The following is an 18428-nucleotide window of genomic DNA, read 5'->3' on the forward strand; positions in this document are numbered from 1 at the left end:
CATGAAACAGCGGCAGCTGCTCCATGCATCTTTTTATGTATAGTACCTTGTAATAAACAATACCTTGTGTTAATCTTTTATTGGGAGTGGCGGAACTTTTTTGTTCCGGTATTATACATTGATTAGTAGTATATATTGTATGCATGAGGTGATCAACAGTGAATGTACAGTTTAAAAAGGGTGTTTTAGAGCTTTGTGTTCTTGCTTTATTACATACAAAAGACCGCTATGGATACGAGCTTGTACAGAAAATCTCCAATCAGATTGCCATATCCGAAGGGTCAGTGTATCCGCTTTTGAGACGTTTGGCAAAGGACGGATTTTTTACAACTTACCTAAAGGAGTCGACAGAAGGTCCTTCCCGAAAATATTACAAGTTGACCGAAAAAGGCAGGGACCATTTGTATGACTTAATTGACGAATGGAAGCAATTTTCGAGCGGCGTCAATCAATTGATCAAAGAAGGTGTAGGGGAATGACAAAATATCAGTTTATGCGGATTTTGGAATCATCTTTAAAAAGGCTTCCTTCAGAGGAACGAGAGGATATTTTACAGGATTTCGAAGAGCATTTTTCCATTGGCAAGGAAGAAGGAAAAGCGGAGGAGGAGATTGCGGCATCGCTCGGTTCTCCGCAGCAAATTGCCAAGGAGCTGCTTGCAGATTATCACCTTGAAAAGGTGGAGGCCACCGCAACGACAGGAAACGTTTTTCGTGCTGTATGGGCTGTGATTGGCCTGAGCTTTTTCAATCTGGTCATTGTACTTGGGCCTTTCATAGCTGTTTTGGGAATCCTTGTTTCAGGCTGGGCATCAGGCATCGCATTTATTGTTTCGCCCCTGCTGTTTATTGCTAACGCGGTTATTTTTCCAGACGCTTTTGAATGGTTTGATCTGTTTTTCTCTTTACTGCTTTCGGGCATAGGGCTGTTTATTGGGATTGGGATGTATTTTGCAACCCGTGCCATCATCAACGGTTTCGTCCGTTATTTGAAATTCAACACGAGACTTGTAAAAGGGGGCTTGAAACATGAACGTGCTTAAAAAAGTTTCCATCATAGCTTTGGCACTTTTGATTGTGGGGATTGTCGGAAGTGTGCTGACTTTTAAATCCAAAATGACAACTGCGGACGTTTCGGAGGCCAAAACGATCCATGACAGCCATTTTACCAAGATTGACGTCAAGACGACCAATTCAAGAATCGAAATCATTCCAACAAAGGATTCCACTGTAACAGCAGAGTTGTCGGGAAAAAGGGGAAAAGGCAAAAAATATAAATTTGATGCCGATGTGAAAGATGACACACTGTATGTAAAATTGAAAGACAGGCAAATGTTATTCACTTTTGATATCACGCCACCCCTGGCTTTAAAGGTATATATACCTGAAAAGGAGTATGACTCCATCAGGTTAAAAAGCGATAACGGCAGGATCAGCACTGAAAAAATAAGAGCAAAAGAGTTTGCTGCCGACACAGATAATGGAAGGGTGAAACTGAAGGATATCCAAGGTTCAAATGTTACGGCCGTATCGAATAATGGCCGGATTGAAGCGAAAAGTGTAAAGGCATCTTCATTTACCGCAAGGTCGGATAACGGCAAAATTATCCTTGAAGATGTTGATGGGAAGATATCAGGAATAACGAACAATGGCCATATCTCTCTTGTAACGGATAATCTGGACCGGCCGATTGAGTTGGAGACGGATAACGGGGGAATTGAAATCCAAGCGGCAAAAGAACCTAAGAATGCCTCTTTTGATGTAAGGGTGGATAATGGCAAAGTGGACATTTTTGGGCAGACCTTTAGAGGGGATGCCTCCATAGGCAAGGGTGAACATGTCATCAAGCTGAAAACGAATAATGGAAGTATAAAGGTGAGCAAATAACAATAAAGCCGCTGGCCCTCGGACCAGCGGTAGTTTTATTATTTTCCCTTCATTTGTTCCTGGGCCATCTTAATCATTTCTTTGACCATATTGCCTCCGATCGGTCCGCCGACTTTGCCGGCCTGCTCGGAAGTCAATTGGCCGTTGTATCCTTCTTTCAGGGGAATTCCCTGTTCTTTTGCAACTTCATATTTTACATTGTCAGGCTTTGCCGGGTTGACCGGATATCCTTTTTCTTTCATCACCCGGGCTTTTAATTGGTCCAATTCAGCCCTGGCTTCAGGAACTAATATTTTATTATTTCTGGCCATTTTGGGAAACCTCCTTTTAAGGTAGTGTTTCCCTATTGGTTATGGCTATGCCTCAACAGGATTTTTAAAAAATTTGATAAAAAAGGTGGCTGCGATAAGCAAAATGCCGGTGAATAAAAATCCTTCATTCGCGGAAAGTTCCAATAAGCCTGTGATCCCCGATCCAGCCACAACCCCGATGGAGAAGAAGGCATAGAAATAACCATATGCTTTCCCCCGGTTTTCATCTGTTGTCGACTCAATGAGCAATGAGTTGATCGAAGGAAAAAGAAAGGCAAATCCCGTGCCGTAAAGGGCCATAAATACAAACAGAAGGGACAGGCTCACGGAAAAGCTGATGCAAATCATGCTAAACGCCATTGTAAGCATGCCAAAAACCAACGTGTTCAATGGTCTGACGCGGTCAAACAAGCGATTGGTTGGCAAGACAAAAATCAAAACTGCCACAATGCCGAACGTGCTTAACAGCATTCCGCCCGTCTGTGTGTCGTTTCCAAGAGCCTCCACTTTCAATGGGAGCATATAGGCAAGCACCCCTTGGGAAAACATAAGGAAAAAAGCTCCTGAGAATGCCTTGACAATCGAGCGGTTCCAGAATAATTGGCGCACAGGGCGCTTTGCTTCTTTCCGGGCTGCAGGCCGGGCGGCAATCGTTTTTTTCCTCAAGATAAAAAAAGCGAGAACCCCCAAAATAAGCATGGCAAATCCCGTTGCCTGCAAGACTGTTACTTCGTTCGTCCTGCTGGCCAGAATGCCGGAAAAAGCCGGGCCCATAATGGCGGCCATGCCTATAAATGCTCCGGAAAGGGCGACGCCCCTGCCCTTTTCATTCTTGGCAGCCGTGTTGGCTATAAATGTGAATGCCGCCGGCACAATCAGGCCGGCATGCAAGCCATGAATAAAGCGCACAAACAGCAATAACAGCGGATCAAAAGCAAGCTGATACAAAAACAGGGATACGCTTGTCAATAGCAAACCTGCAAGGAGAATGAGGAAAGGTCCCTTTTTGTCCGTCAAAAAACCCGAAGCAATATTTCCTATCATGTTTGAAAATGAAAACATCCCGACAGCGAGGCCGGTCACAAATGGTGTAGCTCCAAGCGAACCCGCCAGCGGTGTCATGATGGGCAATTGTGAAAATAAGTCAAAGAAGGCAAAAAAGATAATGATATATACAAAAATACGCATTAAATATAAACACCTCAATATGATAATCAAATTCTATTCTCTCGTGTTCCCAATAATTAGGCAAGAGGTTCGGCTTCTTAAATCCATACTTAATGATAGTAACTGAATTCCTATATGGAGGAATCATAATCGTCTCAATATTTTCGACACCAATAAACAATAAGTCTTACATTTCAATCAACAGCATTTTTTAAAATGACTCTATTATTTACAGATAATATTGTGTATTATTAATAGATATAAGATTTTACTAAAGTAGGAGGAAGAAAGATGTCATTGAAAAGAACATTCTCATTTGTCGCACTTTTCAGCACCTTGCTGCTTGCGGCATGTGGGGGAGGGGACTCTGCGAGTAAGGGGTCTGAAAATAATGATAAATCTGGCGGTGAGACGGTAGAGGCCAAAGTCGGAGTTATTTCCTGGCTGACCGGTTCCGGCGCAAGTTACGGAGAGGCCATTACAAACGGGCTTAAGCTGGCTAACGAAGAACTTACAGAAAAGGGAGATGTAAAAATCGACCTTGTGATAGAAGACTCCGCAGGAGCCCAGGATCAAGCGTTGTCTGCTGCCCAGAAATTGATGAACAATGAAAACGTATCTGCGATCATAGGACCGACACTAAGTACTGAGATGAACGTCGTAGGACCTGAAGCTGATATGAACGGTATTCCAATCTTGGGAACATCGACAACAGCAGACGGAATTCCGCAGATCGGGGAGTATGTATTCCGCGACTCTATTCCAGAGGCGGTGGCCATTCCGGCTTCTGTTAAAAAAGCTGTTGATGAATACGGTGCGAAAAAAGTCGCTCTTATTTATGGAAATGATGATGTATTCACGAAGTCGGGCTATGACACCATGAAGAAAACGGTAGAAGACATGGGGCTTGAAGTGGTAACGACTGAAACCTTCCAAATTGGCCAGTCCGATTATAAAGCGCAATTGACCAAAATTAAAAACCTGAAACCTGACTTGGTTCTGGCATCCGCTCTTTACAATGAAGGGGCCGTCATTTTGGACCAGGCCAGAAAAATGGGCATTGATGTACCATTCGTAGGCGGAAATGGATTCAACTCACCGGAAATCATCAATATTGCCGGAGATGCAGCCAACGGCCTGATCGTTGCTACACCATGGTTTGCCGGAAAAGAGAATGAAAAAGTACAGAACTTTGTCAAAAAGTACAATGAAGAATATGGAAAAGACCCTGACCAATTTGCTGCGCAAGCCTATGACGGACTTTACTTGATGGCTGAAGCAATCAAAACAGCAGGCTCGGACGATCCGGATGCCATCCGTGATGGTTTGGCGGGAATCAAGGACTTTGAAGGTGTCCTTGGAACAATGTCCTTTGATGAAGACGGAGACATTGTCATGGAGCCTACAGTATTGATTATTGAAGACGGGAAGTTTAAAGAGTTTAAGTAAGACTTAAAATCAAGCCTCCGTTCCTGAACGGGGGCTTGTATGCCGAAAAACAAAAGTAGATTTGAAACGGGAGGAAAAATAATTTGTTACTTGAACAGATAATCAACGGTCTGACTCTCGGAAGCATATATGCGATCGTTGCTCTCGGCTATACTCTCGTGTTTGGTGTGCTGAATATCATTAACATGGGCCACGGGGAAATTTTCATGTTCGGTGCCTTTATGGGAGTGTTGGTTACAAGTGTACTGGGCATGCCCCTTTATGTCGCTTTTCTCGCAGCCATCATTGTGACGGCAGTGCTTGGTTATTTAATGGAGCGCCTGGCACTTCGCCCGCTGCGGGGAAAAAAAGGAGTATCCCACTTGGCGCCGCTGATCAGTACAATTGGTGTATCCATATTTTTGGAAAACCTTGCACACCACTTATTTGGAGCCGGAAATAAGCCTTTCAGAACGCCGCTTTCCGAAATGAGCATTCAGATAGGATCGGTTTCCGTATACTATGTACAAATTGTCATATTCGCCATCGCCATTATTTTGATGGTGGGGCTGTCATTCTGGCTTTCAAAAACAAAAGCAGGCAAGGCATTAAGAGCAAGTGCCGAAAATTTGGAGATTGCAAGCTTGCTTGGAGTGGATACGAAAAAAATGATCACACTCACTGTTGTCATCGCTTCGGCAATGGGTGGGATTGCCGGCGTGCTCGTGGGCCTGGCATTCAACTCTGTTGCACCTCAAATGGGTCTATCCATCGGATTAAAAGGATTGGCCATTATTATTCTCGGTGGAATGGGAAGCGTCAATGGAGCCATGGCCGGCGGGCTGATTCTGGGTCTTTCGGAAACAATGGTTGTCGCTTTCGGGGATTCAGGATACAGGGATGCGATCGCATTTGTTGCCATTATTGTTATTTTAATCGTACGGCCGCAAGGAATCTTTGGCAAGGCCGCTTCGGGAGATGGGCGGTGAGGACATGTTAGAATTCATTAATCCATATTACTTACAAGTCGGGTCTTTCGTATTAATTAATATTTTACTGGGTGTCAGCATGTACGTGACTCTTTCAACCGGACAGCTTTCACTTGGACATGCAGGTTTTATGAGCATCGGAGCCTACACGACGACGATATTGACATTGAACTATGATATGCCGATGATTGTCGGGATTGTTGCAGGAGCAGTCCTTGCGTGCATCGTTGGGGTGATTGTAGGATTCCCGGCATTACGCCTTGAGGGCGTATACTTGGCGATTGCCACACTTGGTTTCGGCGAAGTCATCCGCGTGCTGCTGATCAACTGGGAATCCCTTACAAAGGGAGCAGTCGGAATTTCCGGCATCCCGCATTTGGGACGGGAAGTTCTTGCTTTCAGCAAAGGCATTGGTTTTACACCTGACATGCTGGGACTTAGAAACAACCAGTTTATCAGTCTTGCAGTTTTTCTCATTTTATTAATCATTGTCGTGGCAGTTATTGCCTTCTTTATCAGACAGGAACATTCCAGGATCGGCCGTGCCTACGCATCGATCAAGATGGACGAAAGAGCGGCTGAAGCGATGGGAGTCAACATTACGTACTATAAAATCCTTGCGTTCGGGCAGGGAGCCATGATTGCAGGTTTTGCAGGGGCGCTCTATGCACACGTGACCGCTTATATAAGCCCGTCCGACTTTGCTTACCACCGTGCGGTTGAAATATTGATCTTTGCTGTATTTGGCGGAAGCGAAGTCATTTGGGGACCCATTTTCGGTTCGATATTCTTAACAGCCATGCCGGAAGTGCTCAGATTCATCAGCGACTACCGTTTCATGGTATACGGTGCGCTTCTGATTGTTATGATGGCATACCGTCCGCAGGGCCTTATCGATGTAAAAGTGGTCAATTGGTTTAAAAAGCGGGGACGAGGGGAAAGGAGGAAAGCTTCATGATACTTGCGGTCGATCAAATCAGTAAAAACTTCGGCGGTATCCAGGCATTGACAGACGTATCGTTTTCCATCGAAAAAGGCGAAGTGTTGGGCTTGATCGGGCCGAATGGTGCCGGGAAAACGACCATGTTCAACATGATTACCGCGATGTATCCTCCTTCCAGCGGCCAAATCTCTTTTCATGGGGATCAATTGACGAATTTGAAACCCCATCAAATTACGAAAAAAGGAATCTGCCGGACATTTCAAAACATCCGTCTGTTTCCTGAAATGACCGCGCTGGAAAATGTGATGGTGGGCAATCATTGCCGTTTGGATTCGGGCGTTTTTAGAAGTGTCTTCCGGACCGGATTCCAGAAAAAAGAAGAGACGGCCTTAAGGGAGAAAGCGAAGCAATTATTGGAGACGGTCAATTTAGCCGGGCATGTGGATACATTGGCGGAAAACCTTGCATACGGTCAGCAGCGGCGCCTTGAAATTGCCCGCGCGCTGGCAAGTGATCCATCACTCCTGCTCCTTGACGAGCCGGCTGCGGGAATGAATGAAAGAGAAACGAACGAGCTGTTTGAGCTGATTCAAAAAATCAAAAAGCTCGGCATTACGATTTTATTGATTGAACACGATATGCCGCTCGTCATGCGGGCGTGCGACCGGATCGTCGTATTGAACTTCGGAAAGAAAATTGCAGAAGGATTGCCTAAAGAAATCCAGAATAACCAGGAAGTAATTGAGGCATACCTCGGGAAAGAGGAGGATGGCCTTGCTTAAAGTAACAGGCGTCAGTACTTTTTACGATAATATTCAAGCACTTAAAGAGATTAATCTTGAAGTGGAACAGGGAAGTATTGTCACGATATTGGGGGCAAACGGAGCCGGAAAAACAACGACGATGAAAACGATCGCCGGTTTGCTTAAAGCCCGCACCGGTAAGATCGAGTTTTTAGGGGAAGATGTCACGAAACTTCGTCCCGATCAGCTTTTGCGAAAGGGATTGGCCCTTGTGCCCGAAGGACGCGGCATTTTGTCGAACATGACCGTTCTTGAAAACCTTGAAATGGGTGCCTACCACCGGAAAGATTCCGGGGTGGCGGCCGATTTGGAAATGGTGATGGAGCGTTTTCCTATTTTGCGTGAAAGAAAGGCCCAGCTTGGCGGCACGATGTCCGGAGGCCAGCAGCAGATGCTTTCGATTGCACGGGCCATCATGTCAAAGCCGAAGCTGCTTCTACTTGATGAGCCGTCTATGGGCCTTGCGCCGCTCATCGTTGCGGAGATTTTTAAAATTATCAAGGAAATCAGCGAATCCGGCACAACAGTTCTGCTCGTTGAGCAAAATGCCCGCCAGGCATTGCGCATAGCGGATTATGGCTATGTGTTGGAGTCAGGAAGAGTAGTAACTAACGGGCCTGCACAGGAACTGCTCAGCGATGAGCGGATCAAAGCTGCCTATTTGGGCTATTGATGCGGGAGAAAAACCTAGATTAGGAAGGAAGAAGCCCCGGGGAAGTTTTTCCGGGGGCTTTTCCGTTGGATAATAAAGTGATAACCTTTTTAATAAGGACCATTTTGGGGCCTGTCCCCCGCTGCTTTAACGCGTTACCTTAACGGGGGACAGACCCCGGCGAAGAATGGAGGGAAGAGGATGAAGGTTTCATTATTCATTACATGTTTGGCAGATGTTTTTTACCCGGAAGTTGGGATGGACGTCGTGGAAGTCCTGGAACGGGCAGGCTGCGAAGTCGATTTTCCGGAAGAGCAGACATGCTGCGGTCAGCCTGCATACAGTACGGGATACCTCGAGGATGCCAAAGAGGCGATGAAGCAGATGATGATGGCATTTGCTGATTCGGAATATGTCGTAACGCCATCCGGATCCTGCGCTTATATGTTCAAGGAATATCCTGAACTTTTCAAGGGCGATCCGGAGTGGGAGAGCAAAGCAAAGATTTTAGCGGATAAAACATATGAATTCAGCCAGTTTCTTGTAGATGTTTTAAAAATGGAGGATGTAGGAGCAGTCTTTGAGGGACGTGCGACCTATCATAAATCGTGCCACATGACCCGCCTGCTCGGTGTAAAAGATGCTCCCATGAAACTTTTGAAAAATGTGGAGGGACTTGAACTTGAGCCATTGCCGCGGAGCCAGGACTGCTGCGGGTTCGGCGGAACTTTTTCGGTGAAAATGGGCGATATTTCATCGGCGATGGTGGATGAAAAAGTGGAGCATATCAAGGAAACGGGTGCAGACGTGCTCATTGGCGGAGACTGCGGATGCCTTATGAACATCGGAGGAAGGATCAAGCGGGAAGGATTGCCTATCAAAGTGATGCATCTGGCTGAGGTTTTAAATAAAACAAAAGCGTAGGCGCTTGGCGTAAGACACACGGCGTTGAACTAGAAAGGGGAGAGGCAAATGGGAATTAAAATCGGCAATGCTGCATTTGATGCGCGTGCAGATGAAGCGCTGCAGGATCCCGATGTACAGAGGGCAGTACCCCCTGCACAGGAACGTCTTCAATCAGTTCGATTAAAGGCGGTCGATGAGCTGGGCGACTGGGAACGCTGGCGCGATTTAGGCGAAAAAATCCGTTCGCATACGATAGAACATCTTGACTACTATTTGACGGAGTTAAGCGAAAATGTGGCGAAGCGGGGCGGGCATGTGTTTTTTGCTGAAACAGCAGAAGAAGCCAACGATTACATCGAACAGGTTGTCCGTCAGAAGCAGGCAAAGAAAGTGGTCAAATCAAAATCAATGGTCACAGAAGAAATCGGTTTGAATCCGGTGTTGGAAAAAGCCGGCTGTGAAGTCGTTGAAACGGACCTTGGCGAATATATCATCCAATTGGATCACGACCACCCATCCCATTTTATCGGACCAGCCCTTCATAAAACGAAAGAGCAGGTTCGGGATATTTTTACAGAAAAAAGAGGGTACGCCGGAACCGAAAAGCCGGAAGAACTGACACAGTTCGCGCGCGAACAGCTTCGGAAGGAATTTTTATCAGCAGATGTCGGCATAACCGGGTGCAACTTTGCGATCGCCAATTCGGGAACGGTCGGCATTGTGACGAACGAGGGGAATGCGCGGCTTTCGACAACGGTGCCGAAAACGCAAATCACCGTCATGGGAATGGAGCGGCTTGCCCCGACGTGGGAAGACTTCGAAGTGATGGTTTCCTTGCTGTGCCGGAGTGCAGTCGGGCAAAAGCTTTCAACATATGTGACATGTTTGAGCGGGCCAAAGATGGACGGAGAGGCAGACGGACCGGAGGAATTTCATTTGGTGATCGTCGATAACGGCAGGTCGGGAATCCTTGGGACGGAATTCCAATCGGCGTTGCACTGCATCCGCTGTGCGGCTTGCGTCAATGTTTGCCCGGTATACCGCCACATCGGCGGACATGCATACGGTTCGATTTACCAGGGGCCGATCGGAGCTGTTTTGACCCCGCTTTTGGGCGGGTACGAGGAATATAAAGAGCTTCCCTATGCCTCCTCATTATGCGCGGCCTGCACGGAAGTATGCCCGGTGCGCATCCCGCTTCACGAATTGCTTTATAAACACCGTCAGCGGATCGTCCAGGATGAGGGCCTTGCCCCTGCCGGAGAAAAAATGGCGATGAAAACGTTCCGGACAGTCACATCATCCAGCCGGCTTTATAGGATAAGTACAAAATCCGCCACAGTTGCACGCGGAGTGATTGCGGGCATGTCCAAGGGCGGGCCGAAGCCGATCCGGGGCTGGACTGGGTCGCGCAACCTGCCTTCCGTCGGGAAAAAGAGATTCCGGGACTTGTATAGGGAACGGAGAAAGGGGGCGGGCGAATGAGTGTGCAAGACGTCAATGCGGCCGGGCCCAAGGGCCAAATCGCCAATCGGGAGCCGTTCCTTGATCGTTTGGCTAAAAGTTTTGGACGGGAACGTGTGGTGGAAAAACCTGTCCGGCCTGATTGGGGACTTAAGCCTCAATGGGAAGTTTTTTCGGGCTTGACCAGTGATGAACTTGTTGAAGTGTTGAAGAATCAGTGCCTGCTCGTTCACACGGAAGTCATTGAAACGGAGAGAGCGGAGCTTGGAGCCGCTTTAAAAGAAGCGCTGGACCGGAATGAGTGCAAGTTGGTCGTTACGTGGAAGGATCCAAGATTTTCAGAATTTGGATTGAACGGGGTGTTAGGGCAGTATGAGCTGTGTGAGTGGAATTCTGAAGATCGGGCCGGGAGCATTGCTGCGGCCGAGCGGGCCGATGTCGGCATCACCTTCAGCGATATTACACTTGCAGAATCCGCGACAGTAGTCCTTTTTTCAGATGAAGGGAAAGGCCGCTCCGTGAGCCTGCTTCCGAAAAACTACATCGCCGTCATTCCGAAAAGCACCATCGTTCCAAGGATCACCCAGGCTGCTGCCGAAATCGACAGGCGGATCGCGGCCGGGGAAACCGTTGCCTCCTGCGTCAACTTCATTTCCGGGCCGAGCAACTCCGCCGACATTGAGATGAGCCTTGTTGTTGGCGTGCACGGTCCTGTCCATGCCACCTATATCATTGTGGACGATGCATAGATTGCGGGAGTTGGAGCGCGCCGAGCCCTTGCAGGGCGAGGGCGCGCTCCAACTCTCTTATAAAGTCTCCAACTCTCTTATAAAGTCTCCAACTCTCTTATAAAGTCTCCAACTCTCTTATAAAGTCTCCAACTCTCTTATAAAGTCTCCAACTCTCTTATAAAGTCTCCAACTCTCTTATAAAGTCTCCAACTCTCTTATAAAGTCTCCAACTCTCTTATAAAGTCTCCAACTCTCTTATAAAGTCTCCAACTCTCTTATAAAGTCTCCAACTCTCTTATAAAGTCTCCAACTCTCTTATAAAGTCTCCAACTCTCTTATAAAGTCTCCAACTCTCTTATAAAGTCTCCAACTCTCTTATAAAGTCTCCAACTCTCTTATAAAGTCTCCAACTCTCTTATAAAGTCTCCAACTCTCTTATAAAGTCTCCAACTCTCTTATAAAGTCTCCAACTCTCTTATAAAGTCTCCAACTCTCTTATAAAGTCTCCAACTCTCTTATAAAGTCTCCAACTCTCTTATAAAGTCTCCAACTCTCTTATAAAGTCTCCAACTCTCTTATAAAGTCTCCAACTCTCTTATAAAGTCTCCAACTCTCTTATAAAGTCTCCAACTCTCTTATAAAGTCTCCAACTCTCTTATAAAGTCTCCAACTCTCTTATAAAGTCTCCAACTCTCTTATAAAGTCTCCAACTCTCTTATAAAGTCTCCAACTCTCTTATAAAGTCTCCAACTCTCTTATAAAGTCTCCAACTCTCTTATAAAGTCTCCAACTCTCTTATAAAGTCTCCAACTCTCTTATAAAGTCTAATTATAGAAGGCCATCAGCTCTCTTATTATCTTTTTTATGAAAGTTTATAGTATATTTTCGATAGCGACAAGAACCGATGCTGTTTAAATCCATGGAACATAAAATTCTAGAAGCAGTATTCATATCAACTCTCAAAAATTCCCGGCAGTCTTTATTTGTCATTTCCCGTCCCATAATCAGGAACCACTCCCTAACTCCACGTTCATGTGCCTTATGATCGAGGCTTCCGCATGATCTGCAGCGCCAGCTTCTCTTAATTTTCACCATGCCAATCGCATCGCAATGGGAGCAGATAACTCCTGTTTGAATGTCTCTTGGTGGAATGTTGTAAATGTCGCACACTGGTCTTGGAATGTAGTTGATATGGCTATTCAAAAGCTTCGCAGTCAACCATCTGAAAGTCTTGCTATCTAGTATAGCCTGCTTGCGAGGGAGAGCATGAATGAAGGGAGGAACATAATTAGGGAATAGCACTTGGGTCTTTGCCGGAGCTTTATCAATGATCTGCTTTGGGTACGCTAGCACAACAATTCGATAGACAGGAATCTGAATTCCATGACCTTTAAGCCAGAGTTCAAGTAGATCGCCATTGCGTTCCACCTGCGCAGCAGGACTTTCAAACCCGTCCACCTCACCCGTCTCTCGTCTGCGGACCAATTGTGGAGGATCATCCTTAAATTCCAATCGTCCTCCAATATTTTTCACTTCAAAAACAACGGCGTAAAATCGAGTCAGAAACAAGGTGTCTATTTGAAATAGGGCAGAAGATACCAAGGAAAGATCATGGAAAACTCTGTGTTCAAATGGAAATGAATGTTTGCGAAGTGTTTCGGCCAGCTTGATTTCACCGGAAATGCCGGCTTCGAGGGAAGATGCTTTTGCAGTTAAAATGGGGATTGCCTCATGTCTCGGGTGCAGCCGCTTGATGGAAGCCTGGATACCCCCCAAAGAAAGCGACTCGTCTCTTTTTTTTATTACGATATTTACCACCTCCTAAATTACCAATATATTAGCACAAATTGTTAGCGCTTTCTATTAGTAGGAGACAGCTTTTGCAAAAAACAGAAACAAGCTTCACCCCCGCATCCAGTCCAGATCCTCCCAAACAGGCCCCTCCCACCGGAACCTCCCCAAATCAATGCGTCCGCGGGCATCTATATCGACACCTTCCTGTTCAAGCAAATCCCGTTGCCTTTCCGCCTTGAAATGAACAATTTCTCCCTTCGCATTGACGACCCGGTGCCATGGCAAGTTATATTTGGAACTCATGGAATGCAGGATTCTTCCGACCTGCCTGGCGGCCCTGTGATTCCCGGCAATTGCTGCGATCTGCCCGTAAGATGCAACTCGCCCGGAAGGGATTTGCAATATAGTCTCTATCACTTTTTCAGTAAAATGATTCATCTTAAGCACCTCCTTAATGAAAAAAACGTCCTGTCACTTCGAATAGCATGTCCGACGGCAGGCTATCTCGGTCAAATCTCCATTTCCCAGGGATAGCCAAATCGAATCTCCACCACTCAGTATATCAAAGTTTCTCTGGTATAATGATTGCAGAAATCACACGACTGGAGTTGATCCTATGTTAAAAAATATAAACGCTTTTCAGGAGTTCAATGAAAGCCGCTTTGTCAGGACGAATCTTTTCCAAGAGGGGACGACCACCGCATTTATGCTAAATCTTTTGCCGGGCCAATCGGTTCCCCCGCACCCGCATCCCAATGCACATGTGTATTTGTACGTGGTTGAAGGGGAAGGCAGCTTTATCATTGATGAAGAAGAACTCTCTGTTTCTGAAAAAGATGTTGTGCATTGTGCGGACCGGCAAATGCTGGCGATTGAAAATACAGGAGTCGAGCCTCTTTCTATCTTCGTTGTGCTGGCAAAGTCCTAGTTAATCAATCATTTGATTGAAAAAAGGGATATTTTTCAGTTTGTAAAAATTCCCTGTATATCAACAGGTTTTTCTGATTAATCAAACGTTTGAATAGCTCGAGCCTCCCTCACGAAACTTTTTCCATGCAGCATCCGTAATGAAAGTGAAGGGGGATGGTCGAATGAAAAAGCTGGGCCTTATCAGTACATTTAATTTGGGGCCTGGCCCCCGCCGAGTTAATGCGTTAAAGCGTAAGAGGAGCAATTCTAATGAATAGGAACATGATTGGCCGGAAGTTGATCACTACCGTGTTTGTGACCGCCATGGTCTCGCTTGCCATGGGGTGGTTTTTTACTTTTCATGACAGTGGGGCTTCATATCATATGGGCGATGATCTAATAGGCTGGTCCTTTGTTTACGCGATGTATATAGGGGCTATTATTCTTGTTTACGGAAACATCGTGTCCATTGGTCTGGAGCTTGCCCAGAAAAAGTGGTTTTCAAGGAACCAGTGGCTGTATGCCGTGCTGCATGGGGTATTTGGGCTCGCCAATGGATTGTTTTTCTTAAATGGCCCGCTGGCAGTCATCGGTGCAGTTGCTGCTTTATTCTATGCATTTGTGGACCGCTGGATATTATATCAGTCTGCAAAGCAAAAAAACGTGGACTATATTGTTTTAATTCCGATATTGATTTACATGCTTGCATGGGGAGTATTTGAATATATCTCACCTGAGGAACCGCCTTTTACGAAGGAAGATGCTGTGGAATTTGCCACTTCCGGGGAAGGGACCATCACTGATGTTTTTCCTGAAAAGATAGGAAAGTGCCATGGGGTCATTGAAGAATATGAAGTAACAAGAGAAACCGCGGCAAAGAAAACCGGAAAAGAGAAATATATAGTGACTTTTACCGAAACATGGAAAAAAAAGGATGGGAAAACAGGCTCGTGGTCGATGGCATACGAGGTAGAGAGAGATTCCATGTCCGCTCTTTACGAATCTGGTGAGATTCCCGTCTATTACGGCAGTTCTCAGAACGATGCTCCTAATCAAACGTTTGATTGAAAATCAAGGGTATTGGAGTGACAGCCCAATAGAAGCTGATATATTAAGGGAATTTTACATTAATCAAACGTTTGATTAATAGGAAGATGCCCAGTTAAAATTTCAGGGTATAAACTAATCAAACATTTGGCCAATATTCCGCTGGTAAACTTCTTTCAATCAAAATAGATGGACACTGCTTCACAAAGTGCCCCGTCTTTCGTACAAATGCTGCCAATATGATTAGAGAATAACCGATGATCCGAATGGAAAATCATCGGTTTTCTTATTGTCCAGCTCCGGCGCCTAGCCCCGTAAGGATTAAACCAATTCTCTATGGTGGCTGAAAGGCTGCCTCCTCGCGAATTGCCTTATGCTTGTCGGGGCTAGATAAGGCGCCTTCCACTTTTCTTATTGCTATTTTTAAAAAAACAACATATACTACATTACAACAGTAATGCACCCATCCAGAGAGGAGGATGTGTATGTTGATCGATCCGAATGATACGAAGCCGATTTATCTTCAGATTTCGGAATCGCTGGAGAATGAGATTATGGCTGGCCGTTTTAAAGTGAACGACAAAGTGTATTCCCAATATCAGCTGGCAGATATGTTCAATATTAATCCGGCAACTGCCGCAAAGGGGCTGAATGTATTGGCTGACGAAGGTATTTTATATAAAAAGCGGGGGCTCGGCATGTTTGTTGCAGGGGGAGCAAAAGAAAAGGTTGTAAGCAAACGGAGAAATGAAACGTTAAAACGATTGATTCAGGAGCTTGTGATTGAAGCTGAAAGGTTGAATGTTTCGGAGAGTGACCTGATTGACATGCTTAAAGAAGTAGGCAGGGGGAGGGACAAAAAGTGAATATCATCGAATGTAAGGATCTTACGAAAATGTATGGGCGCCAGCAGGTGCTGGATCAACTGTCATTGACAATCAACGAAAATAAAATGACCGGGCTTGTCGGCAGAAACGGGGCTGGCAAAACTACGCTGTTAAAATTGATTTCGGGATTTATTCACCCCACTTCAGGGGATGTCAAAGTATTTTCCGAGAACCCCTTTAACAGTCTGCGAGTTTCAGCCAATAGTATTTTCATAGATGACCAAATGAGTCTTCCACCTGCTCTTACTCTGAAGGAAACCCTGGAAGAGGCAGGGCGCTTTTATGAAAAATGGGATGAGGAACTTGCCGATGGTCTGTTTGACTATTTTTCTTTCAACCCCAATGCCCATTATGGCAATTTATCAAAAGGGATGAAAAGCACTTTCAATATGATTTTGGGGCTGGCATCGCGCTGTGCTTTGACGATTTTCGATGAGCCCACGACAGGAATGGATACTGCAGTCCGCAAAGATTTTTACCGGGCTTTGCTAAAGGATTATCTTGCCCATCCGCGGACCATCATCGTGTCCAGCCACCATTTGAGCGAGATAGAAGATGTCTTGGAAGATGTCCTTCTGATCAATGACGGAAAGGTTCGGCTTCATTTGCCTGTTTCCGATTTGAAGGAGTGGGCTGTCGGCCTTACGGGGAAAATTTCCTCCATCTCGGCTTGGACCGAAAATAAAGAAGTCATTCACGAAAAGGAAGCCGGGCCGGGCCGGACTTTTACAGCAGTAAAAAATGACTTCTCCGAAGAGGAGCTTCAAAAAATGAAGCTTGATGGAATCAAACTGTCTCCTGTTTCGGCAAGTGATGTGTGTGTATACTTGACGAGCAGGCATAAAGGGGGAATCGACGATGTCTTTAACCGAAATGAGCCTTTCTGATGTTGTAAAAAGACAATATGAATTCAAGCTGCGGGCTTTTTTGGGTGTATTCAGCTCGATGGCCGGGGTGCAGCTCATCAGCCTCCTTTTTTCGCTTGGGGGTGTGACTTCAGTCGGAACGGGTACAAGTTCGGGAATGTACATTAACATTTCATATTACTCTGCCGACATGGTTGTAGTTTTTACAATGATTTGGATATTCATGACCGGGATACTGATTACGACAAAAGCGGTCAGATACGACGATTTCACCTTTGTTTCCAACCGTCTGAGCAGTAATTTGGCGAATATATTATTTTTACTGACTGCCAGCGCCATCGGCGGGGCAGCAGCCGTGACGGCCGGTTTCCTGCTTAAGATTATCGCCTTCTTTTTTGGCGACATTCAATACGGCTTGGGAAACAGCTTTCTGGAAGCTCCGGCGGAATTTTTTATTGGTTTGGCGGCGGCCATTCTATACATGATTTTGTTTGCTTCTCTTGGTTATTTAACAGGGATGATCGTACAGGTGAATAAAATTTTCATCTTTTTGCTGCCGACTTTGATCACCGGCATTGTCGTTTATTTGGGCATCCGCAACGAAGAACTGGCAACAGCCATTTTGGATTTTATTTTTGCAGAGTCGTCCTTATTTTTATTTGCTGTTAAAACACTCCTCTTATCAACTCTATTTTTCACAGGATCTATCGTCTTGTCGAACCGAATGGAGGTCTGGAAATGATGGGTCTAACCAGTTTATTGATGCTTATAGGAATTGCAGGCCTCCTCATCTGGGGTATTAAAGGCATGCAGCAAAATACTGTAAAAAATAAGCGTGTTACCAAAATGCTGTTATTGGGATATGGAATTTTGCTCGCTGCTTCAATATTTGTCTTTGAAGCTTTGCCAGTCAATAAAAAGGAGCCTGACTTTAATGCTTCCTCTGACGACCAACTGGATAAAGAAATGAACCGCTTGGATGAAGCTATTTTTGATGGGCGGACGGATGACATTGATTCCAGTTTGATCTTGAATGAATGGAAGTGGCGATACAATGGAAAAGAGCTTTTCCTACAAGATCAGGATTGGTTTGACGGAACAGTGGTCGTTGAAAGAAAGGCCGATAATGACGGAATCATTGAGGGAACCTATTATGCAAGTTCGGTTATTGGAGGGGTTGACCTGACGGATGAATACCGATCCCGCCAAGTGGAGCTGGTAGATGATACATTGCATTTGAAGGGAAAGTGGGAAGAGAAAAAACTTAAATTTGCAGTTTTTGAAAAGGAATTTGTCATCACCCAGTTTACAGGGGAACGCAAAGGCGCACATGACTTCGGGGGCTTCCGGGAAATCAGCTATCTCTATTTGAAGGTGCCCAAAGACCTGAAGCTGACGCCGCAAAATGAAGATTTATATATACATTATGTCGGGGAAGATGATTGATAGGTGATTTGAATTTCAGAAGTTTGGCCAATATTTCCGGAATTCGGCTCGTATTTCTAAAGTCGGCCAGTAAATTCCAAAAAACGGCTCGTATTTCGAAATTCCAGACAGTATCTCGCCGAAACCGGATCATATTTACCCATTTGATTCCATATCTATATTCAAGCATTAGCGAAGGGGTTCAGTGGAGCTGAACCCC

21 protein-coding genes are annotated in these 18428 nt (G+C 45.5%); 17 read left to right on the forward strand and 4 right to left on the reverse strand.

Annotation, left to right across the window (positions count from 1 at the left end; translation table 11 throughout):
• The first annotated feature begins 158 nt into the window (after window positions 1-158).
• From D4N35_RS03630 to D4N35_RS03640, 3 genes are read left to right on the forward strand one after another with little or no spacing between them, the layout of a single operon-like run.
• A complete protein-coding gene (locus D4N35_RS03630) occupies window positions 159-479 on the forward strand; it encodes a PadR family transcriptional regulator (protein WP_120070120.1) in 321 nt (106 codons plus the stop codon).
• Window positions 476-1042, forward strand: a complete 567-nt coding sequence (locus D4N35_RS03635) for a DUF1700 domain-containing protein (RefSeq protein ID WP_120070123.1) — start codon at window positions 476-478, stop codon at window positions 1040-1042. Before D4N35_RS03630 ends, D4N35_RS03635 begins: the two co-directional genes overlap by 4 nt.
• Window positions 1029-1886, forward strand: a complete 858-nt coding sequence (locus tag D4N35_RS03640) for a DUF4097 family beta strand repeat-containing protein (RefSeq protein ID WP_120070126.1) — start codon at window positions 1029-1031, stop codon at window positions 1884-1886. The genes D4N35_RS03635 and D4N35_RS03640 overlap by 14 nt, the downstream gene beginning before the upstream one ends.
• A 38-nt stretch (window positions 1887-1924) precedes the next feature.
• On the opposite strand, the gene D4N35_RS03645 is transcribed toward D4N35_RS03640, so the two are convergent.
• Window positions 1925-2197 (reverse strand): alpha/beta-type small acid-soluble spore protein, encoded by a 273-nt coding sequence (locus D4N35_RS03645; RefSeq protein ID WP_120070129.1) that lies wholly within the window; start codon window positions 2195-2197, stop codon window positions 1925-1927.
• Window positions 2198-2242: 45 nt separating this feature from the next.
• Window positions 2243-3385 (reverse strand): MFS transporter, encoded by a 1143-nt coding sequence (locus tag D4N35_RS03650; RefSeq protein WP_120070132.1) that lies wholly within the window; start codon window positions 3383-3385, stop codon window positions 2243-2245.
• Between the two features lie 270 nt (window positions 3386-3655).
• On the opposite strand from D4N35_RS03650, the gene D4N35_RS03655 reads away from it, so the two are divergent.
• The 8 genes from D4N35_RS03655 (at window position 3656) to D4N35_RS03690 (ending at window position 11298) form a co-directional block, all read left to right on the forward strand.
• Complete coding sequence (locus D4N35_RS03655) at window positions 3656-4813, forward strand: ABC transporter substrate-binding protein (protein WP_120070135.1); 1158 nt, start codon at window positions 3656-3658, stop codon at window positions 4811-4813.
• A gap of 83 nt (window positions 4814-4896) precedes the next feature.
• Window positions 4897-5781 (forward strand): branched-chain amino acid ABC transporter permease, encoded by an 885-nt coding sequence (locus D4N35_RS03660; RefSeq protein ID WP_120070137.1) that lies wholly within the window; start codon window positions 4897-4899, stop codon window positions 5779-5781.
• 4 nt (window positions 5782-5785) lie between these two features.
• A complete protein-coding gene (locus D4N35_RS03665; RefSeq protein WP_120070140.1) occupies window positions 5786-6739 on the forward strand; it encodes a branched-chain amino acid ABC transporter permease in 954 nt (317 codons plus the stop codon).
• Complete coding sequence (locus D4N35_RS03670; protein ID WP_120070143.1) at window positions 6736-7506, forward strand: ABC transporter ATP-binding protein; 771 nt, start codon at window positions 6736-6738, stop codon at window positions 7504-7506. Before D4N35_RS03665 ends, D4N35_RS03670 begins: the two co-directional genes overlap by 4 nt.
• Window positions 7499-8200: an ABC transporter ATP-binding protein gene (locus D4N35_RS03675; protein WP_120070146.1), complete on the forward strand. Its 702-nt coding sequence runs from the start codon at window positions 7499-7501 to the stop codon at window positions 8198-8200. The genes D4N35_RS03670 and D4N35_RS03675 overlap by 8 nt, the downstream gene beginning before the upstream one ends.
• A 180-nt stretch (window positions 8201-8380) precedes the next feature.
• Window positions 8381-9103, forward strand: coding sequence for a (Fe-S)-binding protein (locus D4N35_RS03680; RefSeq protein WP_120070149.1), 723 nt, complete (start codon window positions 8381-8383; stop codon window positions 9101-9103).
• 48 nt (window positions 9104-9151) lie between these two features.
• Window positions 9152-10570, forward strand: a complete 1419-nt coding sequence (locus D4N35_RS03685) for a LutB/LldF family L-lactate oxidation iron-sulfur protein (protein WP_120070152.1) — start codon at window positions 9152-9154, stop codon at window positions 10568-10570.
• On the forward strand, window positions 10567-11298 hold the full coding sequence (locus D4N35_RS03690; RefSeq protein WP_120070154.1) for a LutC/YkgG family protein: 732 nt from the start codon (window positions 10567-10569) through the stop codon (window positions 11296-11298). The genes D4N35_RS03685 and D4N35_RS03690 overlap by 4 nt, the downstream gene beginning before the upstream one ends.
• A gap of 810 nt (window positions 11299-12108) precedes the next feature.
• Here D4N35_RS03690 and D4N35_RS03695 read toward each other — a convergent pair.
• Together D4N35_RS03695 and D4N35_RS03700 are read right to left on the reverse strand one after the other, a co-directional pair.
• On the reverse strand, window positions 12109-13098 hold the full coding sequence (locus D4N35_RS03695; protein WP_235870276.1) for a nuclease-related domain-containing protein: 990 nt from the start codon (window positions 13096-13098) through the stop codon (window positions 12109-12111).
• Between the two features lie 84 nt (window positions 13099-13182).
• Window positions 13183-13512, reverse strand: a complete 330-nt coding sequence (locus D4N35_RS03700; protein ID WP_120070158.1) for an MGMT family protein — start codon at window positions 13510-13512, stop codon at window positions 13183-13185.
• A gap of 178 nt (window positions 13513-13690) precedes the next feature.
• Here D4N35_RS03700 and D4N35_RS03705 point away from each other — a divergent pair, with 178 nt between their 5' ends.
• The 6 genes from D4N35_RS03705 to D4N35_RS03730 all read left to right on the forward strand — a co-directional run bounded on the left by D4N35_RS03705 (window position 13691) and on the right by D4N35_RS03730 (window position 18229).
• The gene (locus D4N35_RS03705; RefSeq protein WP_120070161.1) at window positions 13691-14002 is read left to right on the forward strand and encodes a cupin domain-containing protein; all 312 of its coding nucleotides are present in this window, start codon (window positions 13691-13693) and stop codon (window positions 14000-14002) included.
• A gap of 251 nt (window positions 14003-14253) precedes the next feature.
• Window positions 14254-15051: a hypothetical protein gene (locus D4N35_RS03710; protein ID WP_120070164.1), complete on the forward strand. Its 798-nt coding sequence runs from the start codon at window positions 14254-14256 to the stop codon at window positions 15049-15051.
• A 464-nt stretch (window positions 15052-15515) separates the two neighbouring features.
• Window positions 15516-15896 carry a GntR family transcriptional regulator gene (locus D4N35_RS03715; RefSeq protein WP_120070167.1) on the forward strand — a complete coding sequence of 127 codons (381 nt, stop codon included), beginning with the start codon at window positions 15516-15518 and terminating at the stop codon, window positions 15894-15896.
• Window positions 15893-16804, forward strand: a complete 912-nt coding sequence (locus D4N35_RS03720; RefSeq protein ID WP_120070170.1) for an ABC transporter ATP-binding protein — start codon at window positions 15893-15895, stop codon at window positions 16802-16804. Before D4N35_RS03715 ends, D4N35_RS03720 begins: the two co-directional genes overlap by 4 nt.
• Window positions 16776-17525 carry a hypothetical protein gene (locus D4N35_RS03725; RefSeq protein ID WP_120070172.1) on the forward strand — a complete coding sequence of 250 codons (750 nt, stop codon included), beginning with the start codon at window positions 16776-16778 and terminating at the stop codon, window positions 17523-17525. Before D4N35_RS03720 ends, D4N35_RS03725 begins: the two co-directional genes overlap by 29 nt.
• Window positions 17522-18229 carry a hypothetical protein gene (locus tag D4N35_RS03730; protein ID WP_120070175.1) on the forward strand — a complete coding sequence of 236 codons (708 nt, stop codon included), beginning with the start codon at window positions 17522-17524 and terminating at the stop codon, window positions 18227-18229. Before D4N35_RS03725 ends, D4N35_RS03730 begins: the two co-directional genes overlap by 4 nt.
• Window positions 18230-18428 lie beyond the last annotated feature (199 nt).

It is taken from the genome of Siminovitchia fortis (assembly GCF_003605365.2).
Lineage (GTDB): Bacteria > Bacillota > Bacilli > Bacillales > Bacillaceae_C > Siminovitchia > Siminovitchia fortis.

What these genes read in the sequence shown, in the direction of transcription:
- D4N35_RS03670 (WP_120070143.1), top strand. Translation starts at nt 6,736, where the DNA reads ATGATACTTGCGGTCGATCAAATCAGTAAAAACTTCGGCGGTATCCAG.
- D4N35_RS03655 (WP_120070135.1), top strand. Translation starts at nt 3,656, where the DNA reads ATGTCATTGAAAAGAACATTCTCATTTGTCGCACTTTTCAGCACCTTG.
- D4N35_RS03705 (WP_120070161.1), top strand. Translation starts at nt 13,691, where the DNA reads ATGTTAAAAAATATAAACGCTTTTCAGGAGTTCAATGAAAGCCGCTTT.
- D4N35_RS03700 (WP_120070158.1), bottom strand. Translation starts at nt 13,512, where the DNA reads ATGAATCATTTTACTGAAAAAGTGATAGAGACTATATTGCAAATCCCT.
- D4N35_RS03710 (WP_120070164.1), top strand. Translation starts at nt 14,254, where the DNA reads ATGAATAGGAACATGATTGGCCGGAAGTTGATCACTACCGTGTTTGTG.
- D4N35_RS03680 (WP_120070149.1), top strand. Translation starts at nt 8,381, where the DNA reads ATGAAGGTTTCATTATTCATTACATGTTTGGCAGATGTTTTTTACCCG.
- D4N35_RS03685 (WP_120070152.1), top strand. Translation starts at nt 9,152, where the DNA reads ATGGGAATTAAAATCGGCAATGCTGCATTTGATGCGCGTGCAGATGAA.
- D4N35_RS03645 (WP_120070129.1), bottom strand. Translation starts at nt 2,197, where the DNA reads ATGGCCAGAAATAATAAAATATTAGTTCCTGAAGCCAGGGCTGAATTG.
- D4N35_RS03640 (WP_120070126.1), top strand. Translation starts at nt 1,029, where the DNA reads ATGAACGTGCTTAAAAAAGTTTCCATCATAGCTTTGGCACTTTTGATT.
- D4N35_RS03715 (WP_120070167.1), top strand. Translation starts at nt 15,516, where the DNA reads ATGTTGATCGATCCGAATGATACGAAGCCGATTTATCTTCAGATTTCG.
- D4N35_RS03665 (WP_120070140.1), top strand. Translation starts at nt 5,786, where the DNA reads ATGTTAGAATTCATTAATCCATATTACTTACAAGTCGGGTCTTTCGTA.
- D4N35_RS03650 (WP_120070132.1), bottom strand. Translation starts at nt 3,385, where the DNA reads ATGCGTATTTTTGTATATATCATTATCTTTTTTGCCTTCTTTGACTTA.
- D4N35_RS03635 (WP_120070123.1), top strand. Translation starts at nt 476, where the DNA reads ATGACAAAATATCAGTTTATGCGGATTTTGGAATCATCTTTAAAAAGG.
- D4N35_RS03730 (WP_120070175.1), top strand. Translation starts at nt 17,522, where the DNA reads ATGATGGGTCTAACCAGTTTATTGATGCTTATAGGAATTGCAGGCCTC.
- D4N35_RS03725 (WP_120070172.1), top strand. Translation starts at nt 16,776, where the DNA reads ATGTCTTTAACCGAAATGAGCCTTTCTGATGTTGTAAAAAGACAATAT.
- D4N35_RS03690 (WP_120070154.1), top strand. Translation starts at nt 10,567, where the DNA reads ATGAGTGTGCAAGACGTCAATGCGGCCGGGCCCAAGGGCCAAATCGCC.